Origin of the sequence: Chromobacterium indicum (genome assembly GCF_039708975.1) — a bacterium.
Taxonomy (GTDB): Bacteria; Pseudomonadota; Gammaproteobacteria; order Burkholderiales; family Chromobacteriaceae; genus Chromobacterium; species Chromobacterium piscinae.
Window position 1 is genome coordinate 42,186 of record NZ_JAYFSJ010000006.1, and the last position, 23,758, is coordinate 65,943.

The 23,758-nt window shown below is 65.7% G+C and carries 23 protein-coding genes; 7 read left to right on the top strand and 16 right to left on the bottom strand.

Annotated features, from left to right (window positions below; translation table 11 throughout):
• Positions 1–15: 15 nt before the first annotated feature.
• Entirely contained in the window at positions 16–1,683 is a 1,668-nt protein-coding gene (locus VA599_RS09605; RefSeq protein WP_346788404.1) for a SulP family inorganic anion transporter, read from the bottom strand.
• Between the two features lie 698 nt (positions 1,684–2,381).
• Here VA599_RS09605 and ppk2 point away from each other — a divergent pair.
• The 5 genes from ppk2 (at position 2,382) to VA599_RS09630 (ending at position 8,625) form a co-directional block, all read left to right on the top strand.
• Positions 2,382–3,239, top strand: coding sequence for a polyphosphate kinase 2 (gene ppk2 / locus VA599_RS09610; RefSeq protein WP_346788554.1), 858 nt, complete (start codon positions 2,382–2,384; stop codon positions 3,237–3,239).
• 185 nt (positions 3,240–3,424) lie between these two features.
• Positions 3,425–3,967 (top strand): putative pterin-binding protein, encoded by a 543-nt coding sequence (locus tag VA599_RS09615; RefSeq protein WP_021478658.1) that lies wholly within the window; start codon positions 3,425–3,427, stop codon positions 3,965–3,967.
• Positions 3,964–5,724, top strand: coding sequence for a hybrid sensor histidine kinase/response regulator (locus tag VA599_RS09620; protein WP_021478657.1), 1,761 nt, complete (start codon positions 3,964–3,966; stop codon positions 5,722–5,724). The genes VA599_RS09615 and VA599_RS09620 overlap by 4 nt, the downstream gene beginning before the upstream one ends.
• A 205-nt stretch (positions 5,725–5,929) precedes the next feature.
• A complete protein-coding gene (locus VA599_RS09625; protein WP_104946707.1) occupies positions 5,930–6,208 on the top strand; it encodes a hypothetical protein in 279 nt (92 codons plus the stop codon).
• Positions 6,209–6,543: 335 nt separating this feature from the next.
• Positions 6,544–8,625 (top strand): methyl-accepting chemotaxis protein, encoded by a 2,082-nt coding sequence (locus VA599_RS09630; RefSeq protein WP_346788405.1) that lies wholly within the window; start codon positions 6,544–6,546, stop codon positions 8,623–8,625.
• Positions 8,626–8,685: 60 nt separating this feature from the next.
• Here the strand turns inward: VA599_RS09630 and VA599_RS09635 are convergent, their stop codons facing one another.
• Positions 8,686–9,294: a LysE/ArgO family amino acid transporter gene (locus tag VA599_RS09635; RefSeq protein ID WP_346788406.1), complete on the bottom strand. Its 609-nt coding sequence runs from the start codon at positions 9,292–9,294 to the stop codon at positions 8,686–8,688.
• A 124-nt stretch (positions 9,295–9,418) separates the two neighbouring features.
• On the opposite strand from VA599_RS09635, the gene VA599_RS09640 reads away from it, so the two are divergent.
• Complete coding sequence (locus tag VA599_RS09640; RefSeq protein ID WP_346788407.1) at positions 9,419–9,862, top strand: Lrp/AsnC family transcriptional regulator; 444 nt, start codon at positions 9,419–9,421, stop codon at positions 9,860–9,862.
• 6 nt (positions 9,863–9,868) lie between these two features.
• Here VA599_RS09640 and asnB read toward each other — a convergent pair whose 3' ends face one another.
• The 14 genes from asnB to flgB form a co-directional block, all read right to left on the bottom strand.
• Positions 9,869–11,713: an asparagine synthase (glutamine-hydrolyzing) gene (asnB, locus tag VA599_RS09645; protein ID WP_346788408.1), complete on the bottom strand. Its 1,845-nt coding sequence runs from the start codon at positions 11,711–11,713 to the stop codon at positions 9,869–9,871.
• A 165-nt stretch (positions 11,714–11,878) separates the two neighbouring features.
• Complete coding sequence (locus VA599_RS09650; RefSeq protein WP_346788409.1) at positions 11,879–13,093, bottom strand: phospholipase D-like domain-containing protein; 1,215 nt, start codon at positions 13,091–13,093, stop codon at positions 11,879–11,881.
• Positions 13,094–13,211: 118 nt separating this feature from the next.
• The gene (locus VA599_RS09655; RefSeq protein ID WP_104946704.1) at positions 13,212–14,246 is read right to left on the bottom strand and encodes a hypothetical protein; all 1,035 of its coding nucleotides are present in this window, start codon (positions 14,244–14,246) and stop codon (positions 13,212–13,214) included.
• 3 nt (positions 14,247–14,249) lie between these two features.
• Positions 14,250–15,158, bottom strand: coding sequence for a flagellar hook-associated protein FlgL (flgL, locus tag VA599_RS09660; protein ID WP_021477640.1), 909 nt, complete (start codon positions 15,156–15,158; stop codon positions 14,250–14,252).
• Between the two features lie 9 nt (positions 15,159–15,167).
• On the bottom strand, positions 15,168–16,535 hold the full coding sequence (gene flgK / locus VA599_RS09665; RefSeq protein WP_104946703.1) for a flagellar hook-associated protein FlgK: 1,368 nt from the start codon (positions 16,533–16,535) through the stop codon (positions 15,168–15,170).
• A 12-nt stretch (positions 16,536–16,547) separates the two neighbouring features.
• On the bottom strand, positions 16,548–16,970 hold the full coding sequence (locus tag VA599_RS09670) for a rod-binding protein (protein WP_021477638.1): 423 nt from the start codon (positions 16,968–16,970) through the stop codon (positions 16,548–16,550).
• A complete protein-coding gene (locus VA599_RS09675) occupies positions 16,970–18,076 on the bottom strand; it encodes a flagellar basal body P-ring protein FlgI (RefSeq protein WP_031296522.1) in 1,107 nt (368 codons plus the stop codon). The genes VA599_RS09670 and VA599_RS09675 overlap by 1 nt, the downstream gene beginning before the upstream one ends.
• 8 nt (positions 18,077–18,084) lie before the next feature.
• The gene (gene flgH / locus VA599_RS09680; RefSeq protein ID WP_021477636.1) at positions 18,085–18,738 is read right to left on the bottom strand and encodes a flagellar basal body L-ring protein FlgH; all 654 of its coding nucleotides are present in this window, start codon (positions 18,736–18,738) and stop codon (positions 18,085–18,087) included.
• The gene (flgG, locus tag VA599_RS09685; protein ID WP_104946702.1) at positions 18,735–19,523 is read right to left on the bottom strand and encodes a flagellar basal-body rod protein FlgG; all 789 of its coding nucleotides are present in this window, start codon (positions 19,521–19,523) and stop codon (positions 18,735–18,737) included. The genes flgH and flgG overlap by 4 nt, the downstream gene beginning before the upstream one ends.
• Positions 19,524–19,547: 24 nt before the next feature.
• Positions 19,548–20,279, bottom strand: a complete 732-nt coding sequence (locus tag VA599_RS09690) for a flagellar basal body rod protein FlgF (RefSeq protein WP_346788410.1) — start codon at positions 20,277–20,279, stop codon at positions 19,548–19,550.
• 4 nt (positions 20,280–20,283) lie between these two features.
• Entirely contained in the window at positions 20,284–21,465 is a 1,182-nt protein-coding gene (locus VA599_RS09695) for a flagellar hook protein FlgE (RefSeq protein WP_021477633.1), read from the bottom strand.
• An 18-nt stretch (positions 21,466–21,483) separates the two neighbouring features.
• Positions 21,484–22,152, bottom strand: coding sequence for a flagellar hook capping FlgD N-terminal domain-containing protein (locus VA599_RS09700; protein WP_104946700.1), 669 nt, complete (start codon positions 22,150–22,152; stop codon positions 21,484–21,486).
• On the bottom strand, positions 22,149–22,553 hold the full coding sequence (gene flgC / locus VA599_RS09705; protein WP_021477632.1) for a flagellar basal body rod protein FlgC: 405 nt from the start codon (positions 22,551–22,553) through the stop codon (positions 22,149–22,151). The genes VA599_RS09700 and flgC overlap by 4 nt, the downstream gene beginning before the upstream one ends.
• 3 nt (positions 22,554–22,556) lie before the next feature.
• Positions 22,557–22,910, bottom strand: coding sequence for a flagellar basal body rod protein FlgB (gene flgB / locus VA599_RS09710; RefSeq protein ID WP_011135253.1), 354 nt, complete (start codon positions 22,908–22,910; stop codon positions 22,557–22,559).
• Between the two features lie 130 nt (positions 22,911–23,040).
• On the opposite strand from flgB, the gene flgA reads away from it, so the two are divergent.
• A complete protein-coding gene (gene flgA / locus VA599_RS09715; protein WP_346788411.1) occupies positions 23,041–23,739 on the top strand; it encodes a flagellar basal body P-ring formation chaperone FlgA in 699 nt (232 codons plus the stop codon).
• The last annotated feature ends 19 nt before the right edge of the window (positions 23,740–23,758 follow it).

Sequence of the window (23,758 nt, forward strand, 5' to 3'; positions counted from 1 at the left end):
TCCTAAGACGGCTGCTCACCCCCACACCACGCCGTCGGTCAGTACCGCCTCCGCCCGCTGCAGCGCGCTGGCCAGGTCTGGCTGCAGATTGTCTTCGCCCAGCCGCTCCGCCAGCCGGGATCCCTCCAGCATCGCCATCACCTCGTCCGCCGCGCCGCATAGGATCAGCGTCTTGCCTTGTTCCGCCAGCCTCGCGCGCAGCGCCTCCAGCGCCAGCAGCCCGGTAGTATCAAGCAACACCAGCCGGTGCAATTGCAGGATCACCGCCCGCGCCCGCGGCGCGTCCCGCAGGATGATGTCCACGCTGTCCGCCGCGCCGAAGAACAGCGCGCCCTCAACGCGAAAGGCCGCGCAACCGTCCGGCACGCTCTTGCCGGCCATGCTGTGCCTCTCAAACAACTGCGCGTGCTCCGGCAACAACCTGTGGATGCCGGTATGGCTGGCCATGCTGCGGATGAAGAACACCGCCGCCAGCAACAGTCCGATCTCAACCGCCACCGTCAGGTCGAACGCCACCGTCAGCGCGAAGGTCACCACCAGCACCAGCGTGTCGTGGCGCGGAAACTGCCTGGCCTTGCGGATATCCCAATCCCCCATCTTCAGCGCCACCGACACTAGAATGGCCGCCAGCGCCGCCAACGGCACATGTGCAGCCAGCGGCGCGGCCAGCAACAGCACCAGCAGCAGTAGCGCCGCGTGAAAGACGGCGGCGAGCGGCGTGCGGGCGCCGTTGCCGATATTGGTGACCGAGCGCACCACCGCGCCGGTGGCCGGTATGCCACCGAAGAACGGCACCACCATGTTGGCGATGCCCTGGCCGATCAGTTCCTGGTTGGCGTCGTGCCGGTCCGCTGTGAGGCTGTCCACCACCACCGCGCACAGCAGCGATTCGATCGCGCCCAACAGCGCGATGGTAAAAGCCGGCGCCAACAGGTCCGACAGGTGCGCAAGATTGAGATCCAGAGCGGCCGGTGCCGGCAAACCCTGCGGAATGCCGCCGAAGCGGCTACCCAAGGTCGCCACCGGCAGGTCGAACAACATCGTGACCAGCGTCGCCAGCACCAACGCCGCGAACGGAGAAGGCAGCAGCCGGTTCAGCCGCTTGGGCCACAGCAGAATCAGCAGCAGCAGCGAGGACGACAGCAACGTGGTTGGCCAGTGAAGCCCGGCGAAGTGCCGGCTCAGCTCCGCCATCACCGCGAAGAAGCCTGACGGCATCTTCGCGATGGGCAAGCCGAAGAAATCCTTCAACTGCGTCAAAAAGATCAGCACCGCAATGCCGTTGGTGAAACCAGTGATCAACGGCATCGGGAAAAAGCGTATCACCTGCCCCAGCCGGAACACGCCCATCAGCACCAGCATCGCGCCGGCCATGAAGGTGCAGATCAGCAGGTTGGCCACGCCGTACTTGCTGACGATGCCGTACAGGATGACGATGAAGGCGCCGGTGGGTCCGGTGACGCACAGCCGGGTACCGCCCAGCGCCGCAGCCAGCGCGCCGGCGATCACCGCGGTGAAGATGCCGGCCTGCGGCGGCACCCCGCTGGCGATCGCGAAGGCCATCGCCAGCGGCAGGGCGACGATGCCCACGGTCACGCCGGCCATCAGGTCGGCGCGCAGCATCGCGCGGTTGTAGCCGCGCAGGGTTTCGAGCAGGCGGGGACGAAAGGCAATCGCGGACATCGGGCGCTTTCGGGGCCACGCGGCCTCGCAAACGGGAGACGCGCATGAACCATGGGTTGTTTCACCCAATCATAGCTGCAAACCGGCTCCCCTTACCCGATATGGCTGAAACCTCCCATGCCGGCGCAGCCGCGCGGCTCGCTGCGCCAACTCGAATATCCTGGGCATCGCCGGCTCGCCGTCCATACAAGGCGCCTTCTTCCTCCAACGCGCGGCAGTGGGCAGAGCAACCGGCGTGCCCTGGGGGCAGGCGGGTCAGCTTGGCGCCCCGCCTGCCCTTCCGCTCGTCCAGAAACGGCGTCAGCGGCTGGTAGGCGCCGCCCAGCGCCCCCTCCCGATAATCCTTTTCCGCCACATTCCGATGTTCACCACATTGGCGGGCCGGCCTCCCATGACGATCTCCCTGCTGGCCCGGTCCGGCCGCGCCAAAACGCCGGGCCATCAGGGCCTCATATCCATCCGCGGGGAGCCCCCACGCCGCCATCGACACCCCGTGGTAGCCGGCGTACGATAAAACCATGTCATCCAAATGGGAAAGTCCGGCCATGATGCAAGACAAAGATTCCGACTTCGCTCCGCTCGAAACCGACGCGCCCGCCTCGCCGGCCAAGCCGCGCCGTCAGTCCGCGCGCGAGCGCAACGTCAAGCGGGTGCATGACGAGTCGGTCCAGATCATCGAGCAAATCAGCCAGCAGCCGATGGCGCTTCAGGTGGCGCTGGCCCCGCACGGCAGCGACGAGGACAGCTCCAGCGCCGAACTGCCCGCAGATTATCCCTACCGCGTCCGGATGCGCCGCGCCGAGTACGAGCGGCTGAAACAGAAGTTGCAGATCGAGCTCTTGAAAGTGCAAAGCTGGGTCAAGGAGACCGGGCAGAAGATCGTGATCCTGTTCGAAGGACGCGACGCCGCCGGCAAGGGCGGCACCATCAAGCGCTACATGGAACACCTGAACCCGCGCGGCGCGCGGGTGGTGGCGCTGGAAAAACCGTCTGACCTGGAACGCGGCCAATGGTATTTCCAACGCTACATCGCCCACCTGCCCAGCGCCGGAGAGATCGTGTTCTTCGACCGGTCCTGGTACAACCGCGCCGGCGTCGAACGGGTGATGGGCTTCTGCTCGCCCCACGACTACCTGGAGTTCATGCGCCAAACGCCGCAACTGGAGCGGATGCTGGTCAACAGCGGCATACGCCTGTTCAAGTTCTGGTTCTCGGTCAGCCGCGAAGAACAGCTGCGCCGCTTCATCTCCCGGCGCGACGATCCGCTGAAGCACTGGAAGCTGTCGCCGATCGACATACAATCGCTGGACAAATGGGATGACTACACCTCGGCCAAACAAGCGATGTTCTTCCATACCCACACCGGCGACGCGCCCTGGACGGTGGTGAAATCGGATGACAAGAAACGCGCCCGCCTCAATTGCATCCGCCACTTCCTGTCGCGGCTGGACTACCCCGGCAAGGACCTGCGCGTGGCCCATGCGGCCGACCCGCTGATCGTAGGCGAGCCGTCCGCCATGCTGGGACGGGAGGAGCAGGACGCCTTGAGCTTCTGAGCGGCCTACCCCTCGCCAGGCCTACGCGTTGAGCCGGTCTGGCGCGGATCGTACCTGTCCTTTCGAACTAGCTAGGTCATTTTCCTGTTGTGATCGTTTAGATCAAATGCATAATCAGCATTCCGCATTGTTCGCGGCGGCATTACGCAACCTCGCCCCAGTCAGGCATCAAGGCAGCAGAAAACATGGACTCCAACACACCTTCCGGCCATCGCGCGCGCTCCAAACCGACAATCCACCGGCTCTTCGCCTCAACATTGTTTCTGGCCGCAAGCCTGTTAACCGTTTCTGCCGCGCAGGCTGCCGGCGTCACGCTCACGATCAGCGGCAATATCGGCAAATTCACCAATCAATCCGTCCGCAATTACGTCTTCAGCGAAGCCGAATTCAACGCGCTGCCGATGCGCGAAATCAGCACCGCGACCGACTGGACGCCCAAGGGCACCTTCCGCGGGCCGCTGGTGCGGGAACTGCTGGCCAGGGTCGGCGCGCAGGGCCGCCAGATCAAGTTTTACGGCGAAGACAACTACAACGTCACCATTCCCGCCAGCGACTTCAGCAAATACGACGTCATTCTGGCCAGAACCTGGAATAACAAACCCCTGCAGTTGAACGACTTCGGCCCATTCTGGGTGATGTACCCCATTCAAGACATGTCGACCTCCGAAACGAGCGGAATCTTCATCGCCAAGCTCGCCTGGCAAGTCACCCGCATAGAGGTCAAATGACTCGTTATTTCCGTCTCGTGCTCAGCAGCATAGGGGGGCTGGAACGCGCCTTCCTCGCCCTGTCGCTGCTCGCGACCGTAATCATTTCCTTCACCTTGTACGCCGCGGTCATCAAACGCCCCATCACCAACAAAGCCTCCGACCTGTACTGGATGGTGGCGCAGATGCAACTGACCTTCAATCGCCTGGAAATGGATGCCTGGCGCTACCATTCCGGCCAGATCCCCCGCGAGGAAACCGACAAGAGCTACGCCATCGCCGACAGCAAGTACCAGTTGTTCACCCGCTCGTCGGTGGTCAACGCCGACCTGCAAAAGATAGAAGGCTACGACCAGATCAAAGATCTGCTGATCAAGATTTTCCAACATCCGCCGCGCCAGTGGACGAAGCAGGACGCGCTTGAACTGTCGAGCGACATGGAACAAATGCGCCCGCTGCTGGCCGACTATGGCGTCAGGGCGCGCTATGCGGAAAACAGCCTGATCGTGCAGCAGATGCGCATGGTGGAGCGGCACCAGACCATGTATCTGCTGGGCCTGATGTGCTGGTTGGTGTTTCTCGGCATTTTCTGGTTCGTGCTGCACCGGCTGGCTGATATCAAACGCCACTCGATGCAGCAACAGCAGGTTCTGGAACGGGAGCAGGCGGCCAGGGCCGCGCTGGTTCAGACCGAGCTGGCTCGCGACACCTTCCTCGCCACCATCAGCCACGAAATCCGTTCGCCGCTGCAAAGCATCCAGACCTGCACCGAGCTGCTGGAATACAGCATCCCGGCCGACAATCCCGGTTACCCTTATCTATCCCGCCTCAAGCAGAGCAATGCATACCTGCTGGCGCAAGTGCGGGACATCATGGACATCTCCGCGCTGAAAAACCATCAGCTCGCGCTCGACCCCGCCGCCACGGACATAGAAGAATTGGTGGCCTGCATCATCGCCGTGCATCAGGGCAATGCCGAGGCCAAAGGCCTGGCGTTGACCGTGGCCGTGCCGCCGATGCCCCTGCTGTGGCTGGACGGCAACCGGCTGCGCCAGATCATGTGGAACCTGCTGTCCAACGCCATCCGCTACACCGACCAGGGGCAAATCCGCCTGGAAATGGAATACCGCCCCCGAAATCTGACGCTCAAAGTCGCGGATACCGGGGTGGGCATTCCCGAGGACATCAAAGTCCAGCTGTTCCGCCCCTTCACCCGCGGCAAAACGCGCCGCCCCGGCAGCAGCGGCCTGGGCTTGGCCATCGTGCACGAGCTGGTCACCCTGTTCGGCGGCCAGATCGAGGTAGACAGCCAGGAAGGCCGCGGCACCACCTTCACGCTGAACCTGCCGGTTCAGGAGGCTGCCATACCGGAAAACAGCGATGCCGCCGGCAGCGGCCAAAACCGCGTCCTGCTGCTGGACGACGATGATCCGATACGCGAGTCCTACGGCGCGCTGCTGCAGGAGAACGGCTACAGCGTAGCCAGCTTCGCCACGGTCAACGACGCGGCGGCCCAGGTCATGCGCCACCGCTTCGATGTTCTGCTGATAGACCTGCAAGTCGGCGCGGCCAGCGGCTACGAGGTTGCCGAGGCTGCCCGCCGCTTCGGCCCGAATCAGCATACGCCCATCATCGGCATGACGGCGTTCCAGCAAGAATTCAACGACGCCCGCAGCGCGCTGCTGGCAGGCAAGCTGGAAAAACCGTTCAGCTTCTCCCAACTGGAACAGCTGCTGTCCATGCATCTGCCGCGCAACAACGCCGGCGCGCCCGCGTAGTTCACGACAACCGCATTGTGACCGTAAGGCCACACAGGATATGGTTCGCCCAGCGCCGCCCGCCACAAAACCCTGCCCAGAATAAAAAATATCCTTTTGCTTTCAACAAAATACCCCATCCCCGCCCGCCAAGGAGCATACTAGTGCTTGCCCGTTTCCCCAAACGCCGCCACCCGGGCCCGGCCAGTCATTCGGGGAGAGCCACATGCACGATCTACAGTTCATCCGAGAACACAAGAGCCAGATCAACCACGCGCTCAAGCCCTTCCACCTTCATCACCTGCGCTACGTTCCCGACGTCTACGCCGGCAGCGCGGATCTGGTCTTGCTGATCGCGCCATCGCCGGACACCTCCTATTTCGACATGTTCCAAATGGAGGAAAGGCTGATGGAACAGCTGGGCGTCAGCGTGCAGCTGATCAGCGAGAACGGACTCAGCCAGCAGGAGCGCCGGCAGTTGCTGGAAATCGCTCAGGAAATTTGAGCGCTTGCCTGCGCCGCCGCGCGCGATGCGGGATGTTCCGCCAACCGCGGGCGGCGGCGAACGGCTGCCTTCCTCTCCCCTGAGCGAAACCATCCGCCCCGGACAAACCACGGCAACCGGCTTCTGCGCTTGATCGTCGTCGTTCGCATCGCCGACACTCTCTCCGGATGTCCCCGCCCCGGCCCATGGCGTCCAGTCTCCTCCCCAGCCCTACTCGCCGCGCGAAATGCACAAGCGGATTGCCTGTACCGCTACGCAACCGTTATATTCAATTCAACTAAGAAACTTTACTTAGTTGGCTAGCGCAGCACTCGCCATCCACGCAGGAAATCGCCATGAGCCGCACGCACGCAAAATGGGGCCATCTGAGCACCCGCATCACTCTGGTGGCCGCCGCCGCCATTTCCCTGGCTTTCGCGGTCATGATCGCGCTGATCGCTCGGCTCAACTACACCTCGGCGCTGGACACCGGCTACCAGCTCTCCTCCGAGCAAGCCGACAGCTACGCCAAAGACGCAGAGAACACGCTGTCGCAGGGCTTCCTGCTGCCGCGCCACCTGGCGGACACCGTGGCCGGCATCAAGCGCGCCGGCAAGCCGGACCGCAAGCAGACCGACAACGTCATCCAGGAAATGCTGGACCATGCGCCGCAATCCATCGGCCTGTGGATGCTGTGGGAGCCCAACGCCTTCGACGGCGACGACAACGCCTTCCGCTTCGACTGGCCGCGCCATGACCCCACCGGCCGCTACCAGCCCTACATCACCCGCAACGCCCAGGGCAAGGCGCAGATGGACGTGATGATGTCGGCCGACCGCATCAAGGACTTCCCCAAATACAAGGAACATCCGGAAACCTACAAGCCGGACTACGAAAAACCCGGCTGGGGCGATTTCTACTACGTGCCCAAACAACGCGGCCGCGACACCGTCACCGAACCCTTCCCCTACGAGGTGCAGGGCAAAATGGTGCTGGAAAGCTCCTTGGCTGTAGTGATCAAGGACGCCGCCGGCAAGATGCTGGGCGTCTCCGCCACCGACGTCGCGCTGGACCAGCTGCAGAAGCGCTTCGGCCAGATCCAGCCCGGCGGAAACGGCTTCGTCCGCATCGTTTCCGAAGGCGGGCTCTACGTGGTCAACCCCAAGGCCGAGACGCTGGGCAAAGCGGTGACCAAGGAGGACGCGCTATTCGCCCACCTGGCCGACATCAAAAAAGGCGAGGATTTCGTCTACGAGGACGGCGGCTTCACCCACTTCTTCCACCCGATACGGATAGGCGAGACCGGCCAGTTCTGGTCGCTGGGCATCAGCATCCCCACCGCCGCGCTCACCGCCGACGCCCGCAAGGCCATGCTCAGCGCCATCGCCATCGGCGTGGTGGCGCTGGCCCTGATCCTGCTGCTGCTGGCCGCCGCGATCCGCTCCCAGACCCGTCCGCTGAACCGGCTGGCAGAGACCATGGAACAATTGGCCGGCGGCGGCGGCGACCTGACCGTCCGCATAGACATCGCCAACCGCGACGAAATCGGCCGCACCGCCGACGCCTTCAACCGGCTGCTGGACAGCCTGCGCGACATGTTCGTCAAAGTGCGGGACCAGAGCCGCCAGGTATCCGAATCCGCCCTGACGCTGAGCCAGTCGGCCAGCCAGGTGCACGATGCCTCGGCGCAGCAGTCCGACGCCGCCACGGCCAGCGCCGCCAGCGTCGAGCAGGTCACCGTCGGCGCCCAGCACATCGCCAACACCGCGCAGCAGGCTGGCGACATCGCCCGCGAAACCGGCGCGCTCACCGAGCAGAGCGTGGCCAAGGTCAATCGCGTGACCAGCGAAATCCAGCGCATGACCGACAGCATGCACGCGCTGGCCGAGCGGATGAACGGCCTGGGCGAGCGCTCCAGCGAAGTAACCACCATCGTCGGCGTGATCAAGGACATCGCCGACCAGACCAATCTCTTGGCGCTGAACGCGGCGATCGAAGCGGCGCGCGCCGGCGAAATGGGCCGCGGCTTCGCCGTGGTGGCGGATGAAGTGCGCAATCTGGCCGGCCGCACCGCCGAAGCCACCATCCAGATCACCCGCATCGTCCAGGCGATCAGCAGCGAAACCCAGCAGGCGGTCAGCGACGTGCGCCACAGCAGCCAGCAGGTGGATCTCAGCGTCGGCATCGCCGAGGAGGCCAATCAGTCGATGCGCGAGGTGCAGAGCTACAACGGCCAGCTGGTGACCAGCATCGTCGACATCGCCTCCGCCACCCGCGAGCAATCGAGCGCCAGCGTGGAAATCGCGCAGAACGTCGAGCGCATCAGCAGCATGGCGCAGAGCAACAACCAGACCGTGCGCGAGGTCAGCGACGCGGTGGGGCGGCTGCGCGAGCTGTCCGGCGAGCTGGAGCAACTGGTCGGCCGCTTCAAGCTGTAAGCGCCCACCTCCCCGCTCCAAGCCCGGCCTCGCCGGGCTTTTTCATTGCCGCCCGTCCGCTCAAATCCCCGCCGCGCGCCAAGCCAGCAAGACGGCGAAACCCAACAGCAGCAAGCCGCAGCCTGCATCCAGCCATCGCCGGCCGCGCGCGCCCAGCCGGGACAACAGCGCGCCGCCGCCATAAGCCAGCGCCAGCCACCACGACGCGGAGCCGCAGAACACTCCGGCGACGATGGCCAACTGCTGCGCGCCGCTGGCCGGCAGGCCGCCGGACAAGCCGGCCGCCACCGCGGCGAAGGACAGAATGGTCATCGGGTTGCTCAAGGTCAGCAGCAGCGCGCCGGCATAGGCGCGCCGCAAGCCAACGCCGCCCTCCTCTCTATCCGCCGCCTCAAGCGCCGGACGCCGCAGCGTGGCCATCCCCATCCAGGCGAGCAGCAAACAGCCGGCCCAAGCCAGCGGCCGCGCCAGCTGGCCGGCGAGATGCAGCGCCATGCTGCTGCCCGCCACGCCCGCCAAGGCGAACAAGGCGTCGGCGCTGGCCGCGCCCAGCCCGGTGGCCAAACCCAGCCGGGGCCCGCCGCGCAGGGTGCGGCTGATGCACAACAAACCTATCGGCCCCACTGGCGCCGCGATCGCCAAACCTATCAAGCCCGCCTGCCAGAACATGTTTTTCCTCCCTCGGCCATAGCCATAGTGTGCCGCCGCGCCAGCCCCAAGCCCATGCGCTTTTTTCGCCTAACCGCTATGCTGGCTTTTAAAGCTGAGGCCAAACAGCAAAAGGAGTTTACGAATGGAAGTTGACGCCAAATCCTGGGCGATATTGGCCGCCCTGCAAGCCAATGCGCGGCAATCGCTGACCGAACTGGCGCAGACCGTCGGACTGTCGGTGCCCGCGGTATCGGAACGGGTGCGGCGGCTGGAGGAAGCCGGCGTGATCCAGGGCTATCACGCGCATGTGGCGCCGCTGCGCGCCGGCTACGCACTGTCGGCGCTGGTGGGCATCACCGTGCCGCAGCCAGACAAGAAGACGCTGCTGGCGCGGCTGGAGGCGATGCCGGAGGTGATGGAATGCCATCACGTCACCGGCGTCGACTCCTATACGTTCCGCCTGCTGGCGCGCGACGTCTCGCACCTGGAACAACTGGTGGCGAGCCTGAACGACCTGGGCGAGACCCGCACCGCCATCATCCTGTCCACGCCCATCCAGGGGCGGCCGGTGCGTCCGCCCCGCTGAGCCGGTTTACAAGTCCAGCGCCACCTGGTGGCGCAGCAGCCACTCATTCAGGCCCAGCGCCATCTCCAGCCCGGCGCGCTCCGGCGAGGTGCTGGTCTTGCCGAACGGCCGGTCCAGCAGCTTCCAGGCCGCCGCCTTGTCCAACAGCGGCAAAGCCGGAGAGCGAGAGTCGTCCAGCACCCGAGTCAGGCCTTGGCGCAGCGCCTGCTCGTAGGCCGGGTCCTGGGTGGCCGGATACGGGCTCTTGACGCGCTGGACGATGGAATCCGGCAACACATCCTTGCCGGCGGCCCGCAGCAAGCTCTTTTCGCGGCCGTCGAAATTCTTCATGCTCCACGGCGCGTTGAACACGTATTCGACCAGCCGGTGGTCGCAGAACGGCACCCTCACCTCCAGCCCCACCGCCATGCTCATCCGGTCCTTGCGGTCCAGCAACGCCTGGACGAAGCGGGTCAGGTGCATGTGGCTGATCTCGCGCATGCGTTTCTCCTTCGGCGTGTCCGAGGCCAGCCTGGGCACTTCGGACAAAGCCTGCGCGTAACTGTCGCGGCGGAAGCCGGGCATGTCCAGCTCGCGCAGCAATCCCGGCGCGATCAGCGACTGGCCGTCGAAGAAGGAGCCGCTCGACCCGGCCAGCCACGGGAAGGTGTCGCCATCCACAGCGGCGGCGTCGTGGAACCAGCGATAGCCGCCGAACACCTCGTCCGCCGACTCGCCGGACAGCGCCACCGTGGACTGCGCCCGGATCGCCTCGAACAGCTTGTACAGCGACGGCAGCATGTCGCCCCAGTAGGCCGGCGGCAGGTCCTGCGCGCCCAATACCGCGGCGCGCAAGCGCGGATCGGCGAGCTCACGGCTTTCCAGCAGGATTTCCTGGTGATCGGTGCCGGCGTGGGCGGCCAGATCGCGCACAAAAGGCGCGTCCGGCGAGCCGCGCAGATAATCGGCCTCGAACTCCACGCCGTGCTTGACGAAATCCACCGAGAACGAGCGCACCTTGCCCTGGCGCTGCATGCTCTTCGCGGCCAGCGCGGTGACCACCGACGAATCCAGCCCGCCGGACAGCAAAGTGCACAAGGGCACGTCGGCGATGATCTGACGCTCGACGATGTCGTCCAGCAGCTCGCGCACGGTGCGGATGGTGGTGGGCAGATCGTCGGCGTGCTCCCGCGCCTCCAGCTGCCAGTAGCGGCGCTTGCGCAGACCGTTCCGGTCTATCGTCACCACTTGGCCCGGCCGCACCTCATGCATGCCGGCGAATACCGCGGCTTCCGGCGTTTTCACCAGATCCAGCATTTCGCGCAGGCCGTCGGCCGTCACCCGCCGCTCGGCTTCCGGGTGGGCCAGGATGGCCTTGGGCTCGGAGCCGAACAGCACGCCGTCGGGCATCGGATAGTAGTAAAGCGGCTTGACGCCCATCCGGTCGCGGGCCAGCAGCAGCCGCTGCTCGCGCGCGTCCCACAGCGCGAACGCGTACATGCCGTTCAGCCGCTCCAGCATCGCCTCGCCCCATTGCAGATAGGCGCGCAGCACCACCTCGGTGTCGCTGCGGGTGCGGAAAGCGTGGCCCAGGCCCTGCAGCTCCCGGCGCAACTCCTGGAAGTTGTACACCTCGCCGGTGTAGACCAGACACGCCAGCGTCTTGCCGTCCTCGTCGGCGGTCATCGGCTGGCGGCCGCCTTCCAGATCGATGATGGACAAGCGGCGGTGCCCCAACGCCGCATGGCGGTCCAGCCATAGCCCCTCGTCGTCCGGCCCGCGCAGGGCCATTGTCCGCGTCATCGTCTCCGCGACCGCGCGTTGCTCGCGCAGATCGCGCTCGAAACTCACCCATCCGGCAATTCCACACATGATTCGGCTCTCCTCTTGTCAGCGGCCGGACGGATGATCCGCCCGGCCCGCGTTATGCATAACGCATGATCAGCCCGAAGGAGGCCGCCGCGGAGGCGGAACTGGTAATAAGAATGGAATATTGACGTATTCAGGATAGGCCCGGCTCTTCGCCGGGCCTGGACGTCAGCCCGCCTGGCGGCAGGCTTTGTCCGGCGCCTGATATAGGCGGGAAACGTCCAGCGGCGCGGCGTACGGGGAAGACCAAGTCTGCTCGTGGAGCGCGGCGATGCGCCTGGCCATGGACTCGCTGCGCAGCGCCACTTCCAGATTGCGCGACTTGTCCATATAGCCGCCGCTCCAGTTGCTGGTGCCCACCCAGGCTATCTTGCCGTCTATTTCCATGGTCTTGCTGTGAATGACGCGGGCGAAGGGGATGCACACGCCGTCGCGCGGAATGGTCACCACGCGAACCTCCATGCCGGGCAGCACGGCCAGGCTTTTCAAATAGTCCACGCCCGGCTTTTCCAGATTCCAGTCCGACACCATCAGCTTGACCCTGACCCCGCGCGCCAGCGCGCCGCGGATGGCGTTGTCGAACACCGGGTAGTAACTGCGCGGCTTGCCGAAGCTGAGCGGCGCGTAATCCAGCAACTGGATGCGCACCTCGTCCTTCGCCTCGGCCATCAAGCGCGGCAGCGCCTGCTCGGAATCGCCGACGCCGTCCGGGTTATAGGCGTTGGGGCTGGCCAGCAGCACCGCCGGCTGAGACAGATCCGCCGCCTGCTCGGCCTCTCGCAAGGGCTTGGCCTTGCCGCCGGCGGCCAGCGTCGCCTGCGCCGCCCAGTCCTGTTCGAAGATGGCCTGCATGCGGCCGGCCATCGCCGCGTCGTCAACCTTGAGGCCGGTCTCATGGATGTGCTGCAGCGAGCGCCAGTCGAAATTCTGGCTGCCCACATAGGCGGACTTGCCGTCCGCCACGATGAATTTGGCGTGGATGATGCCGTTGCCGGTCAGCTGGTTGTAGTCCAGCTGGCGGTATTCCAGATTGGGGATGCGCTTGAGCCGCTCGATGGTCGCCGGATCGCTGGCGAACATGCCCTTTTTCTCCATCAGGAAGCGGATCTTCACGCCGCGCCGGCCGGCGGCGTCCAGCTTCTCGATCACGCCGTCCATCAGGCTGCCGGGCTGTCCCGCAACATAGAACTGCTCCAGCGCGATTTCGCGCTTGGCCGAATCGAACAGCTGTCCCCACACCGTGGCCGGATCGCGCAAATCCGGCGTGTCCAGGCCGGCATGCTGCGGCGCGGTGTGCGCCAGCTCGAAGCCGGGAATGGAGAAATCGGCGCGGGCCAGCGAGCACGCCATGATCAGGGCCAGCGGCCACCAGCGTTTGGACATTGCTGCATCCTTTAGAAAAGGGCGCATCATGCCATGGACATGTTAAGCGGATGTGTAGCCGGCATGAAAAAAGGCCGCCCCGGAGGGGCAGCCGTCAAGACGGGCCCGCTGTGGTCCGTCAACGAAGCGAAAGCAGCGAAATCACGCGATAGCGGCTGATGCCCAGCAGCGCCGGCACCAATTGCTGCAGATGATTGAAATCGGCGGTCTGATTGAGCCGGGCGTTGAAATCGCTGACGAAGCCGCTGGCCCAGCTTTGCTCATCGGTGCGGGCCAGCTGCCCTATCGATTGCCTGGCTTCTGCGATGGCGCTGCCGATGGCAGCGCGGGTTTGCTGCAGCTGGGCGATGGAGCGCACCACGCCTTGCAGGGTCTGGCGCACCTGGGCATGGTCGTCCAGCTGCCATTGCCCCGCGTCCAGCGCCGCCGGCTCGGCCTGGGCCGGCAGCGGTTGCGGCATGCCGCCGGGAAAGCGCATGCCGCCGCCGCGCACGGTCAGGCTGTCGCGCAGTCGCGCCCAATCCTGCTCGCTGCAGCTGAAACCCAGCCGGCCATGATCGTCCAGCTCGCAACGCACGCCCAACGGGCCCAATGCCTGGTTCAGCCGGCGCAGCGCGGCGTCGCGGCTGATGCCGTCGCCCACCCGCACCGCGGCCGGCGCGGTCTGCCCATCCAGCGCGAACACCAGGGTCTCAGGCTGGCCGCCGGTCAGGCTGTCCAGGTCCAGGCCGCGCGCGGTGAAGCTTTGTCGGGCGGGCGCGCCCAGCGACAGCCGCAACTGGCTGTCCAGGCTGCCCGCGCTGTCGGCCTGGCGACGTTGCCAATTGGCCTCCAGCTCGCCGCGCTGGAACTTGAGGCTGCCGCTGTCCAACTGGCGCTGCGACAGCTGCCGGCTGAGATTGCCCTTGAAGCTTTCCATCTGCCGCAGCATGCCGTCGACGTAGCCCAGCGCGCACTGCGCGGCGCTCAGCTGCTCGTTGAGCTGGGTGCTGTAGCGCCAGCCGCTGGCGGCTCCGGCCGATGGACGCGGACTCTCCAGCGCCGGGCGCCCGGCGGCAAGCGCGCGCGGGCTGGCCGGCGCGACGGCCGCGCCGTCCTTGCTCCAGCGCTTGTCGCCGCTGGTCTGCTTGATGCCGCTGAACGTGGTGGACATGGCTTAAATCACGTCGAACAGCGTCAGCTGGCTGACCTTGCCGTAGGCTTTCTGGCTGGTCTGCAGCGCCATCGACAGATTGTTCATGTCGATATAGGCGGTGGCGTAGTCCAGGCTGCCCAACTCGATGATGCTTCCCTGGTTGGCCAGGCTCAGACTGTCATGGTTGCCATCCAAAGTCTTGAGCACGTTCTGCGCGCCGCCCAGCTCGGAAATGGTGCCGCCGATCCGATCCAGCGCGGTGTCCACGCCATTCATCACCTCGCGCATGGTGGCGCCCACCGCCGGGTCCTTGCTGTCCAGGGTCGGGCTTTGCAGCGTGGCGATCGCCTTGTCCAGCTGGTTGAGCAAGGGGGCCATGGCCTCCAGCGTGACATTGGATGTCTGGGTCACGCCCTCGCCCACGGTCACCTGCTGCCGGTCGCTGTTGCCGTTGTAGCGGTAGCGGCTGCCGGCCGGCTGAGCGTCGTCCACGGCAATGGTAGCGCTGTTGACCGCGCTGCCAGAGAACATGTAGCGGCCTTCGCTGTCCTTGGTGTTGGCCGCGTACAGGATGCTGTCGCGCAGACTGACCAATGGCGCGGCCATCGCCTTCAGATCGTCGGTCGCCGGCTGGTTTGCCGCGGCCACCAGCAGGTCGCGCGCGTCGCGCAAACTGAAACTGATGCCGCTCAGCAGCGTTTCGTTCTTGGTCAGCTGCGACTTGAGCGCGCCGATATTGTCGCGGTATTGCTTCAGCGACGCCTCTTCGCGCTGCAGACGCAGCAGGCGCACGCTGGCGATGGGATTCTCCGACGGCACGAGCATGCTCTGGCCGCTGGACATCTTCTGCAAAAGCTCTGACATGCCGGAACTGCTGTTCTGCATGGCCAGCAGCACGACGGATTGGTACTGGTTGCTGGAAATACGCATGCTAAGTCCTTACAGGATGGCCAGGGTGCTTTCGAACAGCTGGTTGGCCACCGAGATCACTTTCATATTGGCCTGGTACATCTTCTGGAATTCGATCAGGCTGACCGCCTCTTCGTCCCGCTGGACGCCCGAGGTCGCCTGCCAGCTCTTTTCCGCCTCGGCGCGGATCACATTGGCGGTGTCCAGCCCGGCCTTGTTCGCCTGGCTGGAAATGGCGAGGTGGCCGATCATCTGCGAATACGCGTCGCCCAGCGTCACATTGCCGACGCCGGCCAGCGGGAAAGCTTGCTGCTTGACCTTCAACACCTCGAGCAGATTGTCGTTGTTGCCGGGCTTGGCCGGATCGGCGGAAAAACCGAGCTCGGAGGCAAGGATGCCGGTGCTCTGCAACAGGCCATGGGCGGCGCCGGCATCGTACTGGAACAGCGGCTTGCCCGGCTGGCCATTCATGTCGTAGCCCTTGGCCAGCTGGGCGTTGACGCGGGTGGCCAGTTCGCCGGCCAGCGTGCGCACCTGGGCCTGGACCGGCCGCAGGTTTTCCGCTTCGAAGCGGTTGAGCCCGCCCAGCTGGCCGCCGAGATCAGAACCCGCCATCGCGTACTTTTCGGTGCCGAAAGCCAGCTTCAGTTGCTGGCTGCCATCCGGCTGGGCCTCGCTGGACAGTGTGGCGGCGCTGTCGGCGGCCACTAGCGGCAGGCCATTCTTCAGCGAAATGGTCTTGCTGCCGTCCGGCTGCGCCACCACCCTCACCTCGATCAGCGAGGACAACGCGTCGATCTGGCGATCGCGCTCGTCCTCCAGGCCGGAGGTGTTGATGCCCTGGGCCTTGGCCGACGTCAGCTTCTCGTTCAGCATCGCCAGATTGGCGGTGGCGCTGTTGATCTGCGTCAGCGTGGCGTTGCGCTGTTCGGCGATGGCCCCCAGCTGCGAGGTGAGCACGCCGTCCAGGTTGTTGAAGCGCTGCGCCAGCGCGCCGGCCGAGCGAACCACTTGGTCGCGCATGGTGTTGGAGTCCAGGCTGGCGGCGTTCAGCGCGGCGAAGAACTGGTCGAAGCCTTCGGACAGGCTGCTGCCCTTGCTGCCCATCACCTTTTCCAGCTGAATGAAATACGGCTGGGAAGCCGACATCGAACCGACGTTGGAGCCGGCCTGCCATTGCAGCAAGTTCTTGTAGTCGTCGCTGAAGCGGCGAACGTTGCTGACGTTGACGCCGTAGCCGGCGCTCAGCGGATCGCCGGCGCCCGGGGCCTGGGTGGCCAGCACCACGCCCTGGCGCGAATAGCCGGGCGTCTGCTGGTTGGCGATGTTCTGGCTGGCCGTGTTCAGCGCGACCTGCGCCGCCTGGGCGCCGGACAGCGCGTTATTGATCATGCGCATGGTTGGCTGTCATCACTTGGTGAGTGGGAACATGGGCGGGGCGAAGGCCGCCAGCCCCTGGCCGGCATCCCGGCCCTGCTTCAGACTGGCGACGGCGGCGTCCACATCCTTAACGGGAATATTCCCATCCTCCGGCAGCAGCTGCGCCAGGATGACCTTGGCGATGCCGAAGGTGCGCTGGCTGGCCAGCTGGTCGGCCAAGGCGCCGTCGGCGATATCCAGCATGTCGGCGTTCATGGAGTTGGCGAAGACGCTGTCTTCGCCCGCTACTTCGCGCGTGGTCTTGCGCATCTGCTTGAACATCTCGCGGACGAACTGGGCCTCGAACATCTCCGCCGCCTTTTCCGCCTTCTTGCGGTATTCCGGACTGGCGGCCGCCACCGGCGCGTCGCCGCCGGCTCCGGCGGACGGGTTCTGCAAATCGTTGTTCAGCATCAGATCACCACCAGTTCGCCGTCTATCGCGCCGGCCTGGTCCAGCGCCTGCAGGATGGCCATCACGTCGTCCGGCGTGGCGCCGGTGCGGTTGACCGTATCGATGATGGCCCGCAGGCTGGCGCCGGCCGGCCACTTGAACATCCGTCCCTGGCCCTGCTCCACTTGCACCCGGGAGTCGGGCACCACCTGGGTGGTGCCGTTGCTGAACGGGCCGGGCTGGCTGACCTGGGACGACTCGGAAATCACCACCCGCAGGCTGCCGTGCGACACCGCCGCCGGGCGCACGGTGACGCCCTCGCTGATCACCACGGTTCCGGTGCGGGAATTGAACACCACGCGCGGAATTTCCGCGCCGACGTCCACGTTCAGCCTCTCCAGCCGCGCGACGAAAGCCACGCGCTCGGTCGGGTCGCCCGGCGCCCTCACCTCGATGGTGGTGGCGTTGCGGGTGGTGGCGATCTTGCCGTAGCTGCGGTTGATGGTCCGCACCACGTTGGTGGCGGTCTCGAAGCTTGGGCGGCGCAGGCTCAGGCGTATGCTGTCGCCCTGCTCGAAATCGCTGGGAATCTCGCGCTCGATCGACGCGCCATTCGGAATGCGTCCGGCGGTGGGCGTGTTGACGGTGACGCTGGAGCCGCTCTTGCCCTGCGCCGACAAGCCGCCTATCACCACGCTGCCCTGGGCCAGCGCGTAGACTTCGCCGTTGGCCGCCTTCAACTGGGTGAGCAGCAGCGTGCCGCCGCGCAGGCTCTTGGCGTCGCCCAAGGACGACACGGTCACGTCTATGGTCTGGCCGCGGTTGTAGCCGGGCGGCAGGCTGGCGCTGACCATCACCGCGGCCACGTTCTTGACGCGGGTGTCGGTCTTCTCCGGCATCTTCAGGCCAAACTGCTTGAGCATGTTGGCGACCGACTGGCCGGAGAACTTCACCTGCGAGTTGTCGCCGGTGCCGTCCAGGCCCACGACGATGCCGTAGCCTATCAGCTGGTTGTCGCGTATGCCTTCCACATTGACCAGCTGCCGCAGCGGACGGGCCGCGGCCGGCAACGACAACGCCGCCAGCAAGGCGGCGGCGATCAGGCTTCGAATCTGTCTCGATATCATGAAAAACCTTAGAACGGCATCAGCGGGCTGGCGAAGAAGCGCATCAGCCAGCCAGGACTGTTGGCGTCGGCCAGCGCGCCGCTGCCGGAATAACCGATGCGGGCGTTGGCGATGCGCAGTGAGGAGACGCGGTTGTCGGTGTCGATGTCTTCCACCCGCACATAACCGGCCAGGCGCAGCATTTCCTCGCCCTGGTTCAGCGCCAGCTGCTTCTCGCCCTTGACCTGCAACAGGCCGTTGGGCAGCACCTTGTGCACCACCACGGTCAGCGAGCCGGCCAGCGCGTTTTGCTGGGTGGAGCTGGACGAGCCGTTGAAGTCGCGGTTGGCGTCGATGCCGACCTGGGCGTTGAAGGTGGTGTTGCCGATCAGCGAGGGGCCGATCTTGGCGCCGGACTTCTTGCCGAAGCTGGTGCCAGCCTGCTTGCTGGCCTGGGTGGTTTCTTCCAGCACCACGGTCAGCACGTCGCCGGGGCGGAAGGCGCGGTTGTCGGAGGTCAGCGACAGCGAGCCGCCGGACGTGAACACGCCGCCGCCGATCGGCTGCGAAGTCTGCTGCCGCATCAGTTCCGGCAGCGGGTCCGGCTCCGGCGGCGGCGGCTGAAACTGGGCGCAGGCCGCCAGCAGCAAGGCAGCCAGCGGCGCGAGGCGGGCAAGCGTCATCGTACCGACTGGCCCAGCTGCTGCAGCATATTGTCGGCGGCGGACAGCACCTTGGTGTTCATCTCGTAGGTCCGCTGCGCGGCGATCATGTCCACCATTTCTTCCACCACCTGCACATTGGAGCCTTCCAGGCTGCCTTGCTTGAGCTTGCCCAGCGCGCCGCTGCCCGGATCGCCGGCATTGGCGTCGCCGCTGGCGTCGGTCTTCTGGAACAGGTTGTCGCCCAGCGCCAGCAGGCCGGCCGGATTGATGAAGCCGGCCAGCTGGATGCGGTCCACCGCCTCCGGCGTGGTGCTGGTGCCGCGGGTCACCGACACTTCGCCGGTTTCGCTGATGGAAATCTTGGAGGCGTCGACCGGGATGCGGATCTCGGGCTCCAGCGGCAGACCCTGGGCGGTCTCCAGCACGCCGTCCTTGCTCAGGCTCAGCTGCCCCGCCCGGGTGTAGCCGGTCTCGCCGTTGGCCATCTTCACCTGCAGGAAGCCCTGGCCGATGATGGCCACGTCCAGGCTCTGGCTGGTGGTGGTGATGTTGCCCTCGGTGAACACCTTCTGGCTGCCCACCAGCCGGGTGCCGTTGCCCATCTGCACGCCGGACGGCGAAGCATTGTTGTCGTCCACCTTGCTGCCCGGCTGCTTCTCGACCTGGTAGAACAGGTCTTCGAATATCATGCGGTCGCGCTTGAAGCCGGTGGTGTTGACGTTGGCCAGGTTGTTGGCGATGGCGGTCAGGCGCGCGTCTTGCGCCTGGATGCCGGTTTTGCTGATCCAAAGTGCCGGATTCATCGTATCTCCCAATCAGTCGGGCGTTCAGCCGCGCACCAGGCGGTTGCCCGCTTCGTTCATGTCGCTGGCGGCGTTGAACAGCTTCATCTGCATCTCGAAATTGCGGTTGAGCGTCATGGTGGACACCATTTCCTCCACCGCGGACACGTTGCTGCGCTCCAGATGGCCGCTTTGCACGCGCACGCTGTCGTCCACCGGCAGCGGACCGCCCTGGCGCGCGGCGATCAAGCCGTCAGGGCGCTTGCCCACTTCGCGCGCCTCCGGCTTGACCAGCTTGAGCTTGTCCACCGGCTGCATCGCGGTGTCATCCGGGTTCAGCACGGAAATCGTGCCGTCGGCGGCCACGCTTGCCTTGAGAAAACCTTCGGGCAAGCGGATCTGGCCGCCGTCGCCCAGCACCGGGTGGCCGTTGACGCTCAGCCCGCCGTCGGCGCCCACCATCATGCTGCCGGCGCGGGTGTAAGCCTCGCTGCCGTCCGGCGCGGCGACGGCGAAAAAGCCGTCGCCCTGCAAGGCGATGTCCAGCTCGCGGCCGGTCTCCACCACGGCGCCGTTGCGGTCGGACAGCGCGGTCGGCGCGTTCAGGCTCAGCAGGCGGGCATCGTAGCCGTAGCCGGGCACTTCCTGGCTGACGGCGGTGTCGATGTCGGCGCGAAAGCCGCCGGTTTCGGCGTTGGCCAGGTTATTGGCGTGGATCTGTTGCGCGCGCAGCATCCGGCCTGCGCCGCTCATCGCGGTGTAGATCAGCTTGTCCATGGCCTTACACCGCCTGCATCAGCGCCTGCATCACCTGGTTTTCGGTGGAGATCACCTTGGTGTTGGCCTGATAGTTGCGCTGCGCGGTCATCAGCGACACCAGCTCGGAGGTGACGTCGACATTGGATTGCTCCAGCGAGCTGGTGACCAGCTTGCCGGCCATATTGCTGCCGGCCGGCGACAGCAGCGCCGGACCGGAGGCGGTCGACTCCTGCCAGCTGGTCTGGGAGGCCGCGGTCAGCGCGCCCTGGTTGGCGAAGTTGGCGATGGCCAGACGCGCGACCACCTGCTTCTGATCGTTGCTGTAGCTGACGATGACTTCGCCCTTCTCGCCCAGGCTGACGCCGGTGCGCGCGCCCGGCGGGTAGCCGTTGGCGGCGCTGCGGGTGGTGCTGCCTTCGCCGGCGTACTGGGTGGTGCCGCTGTAGTCCAGCGCCACTTTCAGCGCGCTGGCGCCGGCCGGGGAGCCCAGATCCAGGTCCACCGGAGCGGTAGGCTGCGTCATCTTGCCGTTGGTGTCGAACTTGAGATCGGTGGTGGCGGCCAGCATCTTGTCGCCCAGCTGGTAGTGGACGGTGATGGTGCTGTCGGCGCTCTTGCAGAAGTACTGGGTCAGGTTGTGCTTGTTGCCCAGCGAGTCGTACACCGAGGATATCGTGGAATGGTTGAAGCTCTGCGACAGGCCCTTGTCGAACGGCAGCTTCTGCACCTCCCAGCCGGCCGACATATTGCCGGAGTACTTCAGCTGGTCGCTGGGCTTGGCCGGAATATTGCCGGTGGGAATCTGAATGTCGCCCAGCGCGCCCAGCACGCCGCCTTCGGACTGGCCGTAGCCCTGCACGCGGCCGCCGTAGTTGTCGATCAGATAGCCTTCTTTGTCAGTGTCGAAAATGCCCACCCGGCTGTAAGTCACCGCGCCGGCGGTGCTGCGCGACACATAGAAGCCGCGGCCGTCGATGGCGGCGTCAAGCGCGCGGCCGGTATTGACCAGGCCGCCGTTGCGGCCGATGTTCTGGCTGTTGGGATTGGCGTTGACGCCCATCGCCTGGCTGCCCGCGTAGGCGGAGGCGAAAGTCACCCGGCCGGACTTGAAGCCGTAGGTGCCGGAGTTGGCGATGTTGTCGCTGACGCTGCCCAGCTGGTTGTTGACGGCGTTGATGCCGGAAAGGGCGATCTCGAAGCTCATGGTTATCTCCGGGGTGACTTATGCGGAAAGCAAGGCGGATACGGAAGAAGCGGGGAAGTCGCCGATGCCGGCCAGGCTCAGCACCGGCTCGCCGCCGTTGACCGGCAGGCGCACGCCGCCGACCTCGGCCTTGAGCTCGAACAGCCCCTTGCTGCCGGACGCGGTGGACAGCTCCAGCTGGTAGTTGCCGGCGGCGAGGTGGTAATCGGCCAGCTTGATCTTGAAATCGGACGCGCCCGCCGCGCGCTTGCCCAGCTCGATGCGGGTGCGCTGGCCGGCGGCGTCGGTCAGGATCAGCGTCGCGCCGTCCTCCTGGCCTGCCAGCGTCAGGCGGCCGTTCAGCTCGCCCTGGCCGTCGCTGCGGATGCGGTCGGTCTGCACCAGCACCGGCTTGCCCACCTGCGCGCCCAGCGCCACGCCCTGCAGCTCGCGCAGCATCGCGCCCTGGCTCTGCAGCTGCTTGAGCATGTCCTGGGTGCTCTGCATCTGGCTCATCTGCGCCAACTGGCTGACGAACTGCGACGGATCGGCCGGGTCCAGCGGACTCTGGTTGCGGATCTGCGCCAGCAGCAGCGTCATGAACATGTCGTTGGTCGGCTGGCTGCCGTTTTTGGCCACGTTCTGCGCGCCATCCTTCTGGCCGCCGTTGGCGGCGAGTTGCCTCGATTGCGCCTGTTCCACGCTCATGCGGTATCTCCCAGTTTCAGCAGGTCCTGCTGCATGGTTTTCACTTTGGCCAGCACCTCGACATTGGTCTGGAAGGCGCGGGTGGCGGACAACATGTCAGTCATCTCCTCCACCGCGTTGACGTTGCTGTAGAAAACATTGCCGTCGGTATCGGCCAGCGGGTTGCCCGGCTCGTGCGCCTTGCGCACCGGCTCCTGGTTCTGCACCACGTCCAGTACCTGCACGCCCATGCCCTCGCCCTGCATCTGGCTGCTGAACACCGGCTTGCGGCCGCGGTAGGCGGCCTGCTCGGTGCCGGCGGAGGTGTCGGCGTTGGCGATGTTGCTGGCCACGGTGTTGAGACGCACCGTCTGCGCGGTCATGGCGGAACCGGCGATGCGCGAGATGTCGCGGAATGACATGGTTTATTGCCCCGCTATCACTTTGGCCAAACCATGCAGCTTCATGTTGATGAAGGTGAGGCTGGTCTGGAATTCGGAAACGTTCTGCGAGAACTCGGCCTGCTCGACGCTGAGCTCGACGGTGTTGCCGTCGCGGGACGGATGGTTGGGAAGGCGGTACAGCAGATCGCCGCCGCCGTCGTCGAACGCCAATGGCGAATCGGCGGCCGCCGATGCCAGCGCCGCCTTGAAATCGATGTCACGCGCCTGATAACCCGGGGTGTTCTCGTTGGCGATGTTCGACGCCAGCACCCGGGTCCGATCCGCCCGCAGCCGCAAGGCCTCGGGATGGATGCTCAGGGCCTTGTCCAGATGCATGCCCATTGCCTTGACCCTATCAGTTCACTACCATGTTCAAGCTATTTACTATGAATAGCTATTCAATTGGAAAGCGATACTAATAAGCGCGCCCGTCATCGTATACGCAACAATTACCACGCATTTTGTAATGGAAAAATTCGCCAAAACCCGCTACAGCCTCGGCTGCCTGCTGCTCGCCATCGCCCAAACCGCCCTGGCGGCCTCCCCGGCCGAACAGGAAGTGGAGCGCCAGGCGCAGAAACTGGTCCGCCAGCGGCTGGCCGACGCCGGACTCGACCAGCCGGACATCCGGCTGCAACTGCTGCCCCCGCGCGACCTGCCCGCCGCCTGCGCGGCGCCGTGGCAGGCCGACGCGGCCGATAGCCGCGCCTTCAGCCGCATGCGCTTCGATCTGCGCTGTCCCGCCAGCGGCTGGCGCGGCGCCGTCATCGTCCGCGCCGCCGTCGGCGCCCGGGTGGCGGTGGCCGCGCGCGGCTTGCGCGCCGGCGAGCCGCTGCGGGAAGAAGACATCGCCTGGGCGAATCGGCCGGTCAGCGACCCGGCCGATCTGTTCGGCGCCGCCGCGCCGCCGCTGGGCCTGGCTTCGCGCGCTGCGATCGCCGACGGCCAGCCCTTGCGCCGCCGCCAGTTGCAGGCGCCGCTGCTGGTCAAGCGAGGCGCCGAAGCCCGCATCGTCGCCCGCCAGGACGGCGTCGAGGTCAACGCCGCCGGCGAGGCGCTGGACAACGGCCATCAAGGCGAAACGATACGCGTGCGCAATCTTTCCAGCGGCAAGGTGATCCGCGGCCGCGTCGGCCCCGGCGGCGAGATCGAGCCGCTGGACTGAGCGCCGCGGATGGCGGTGG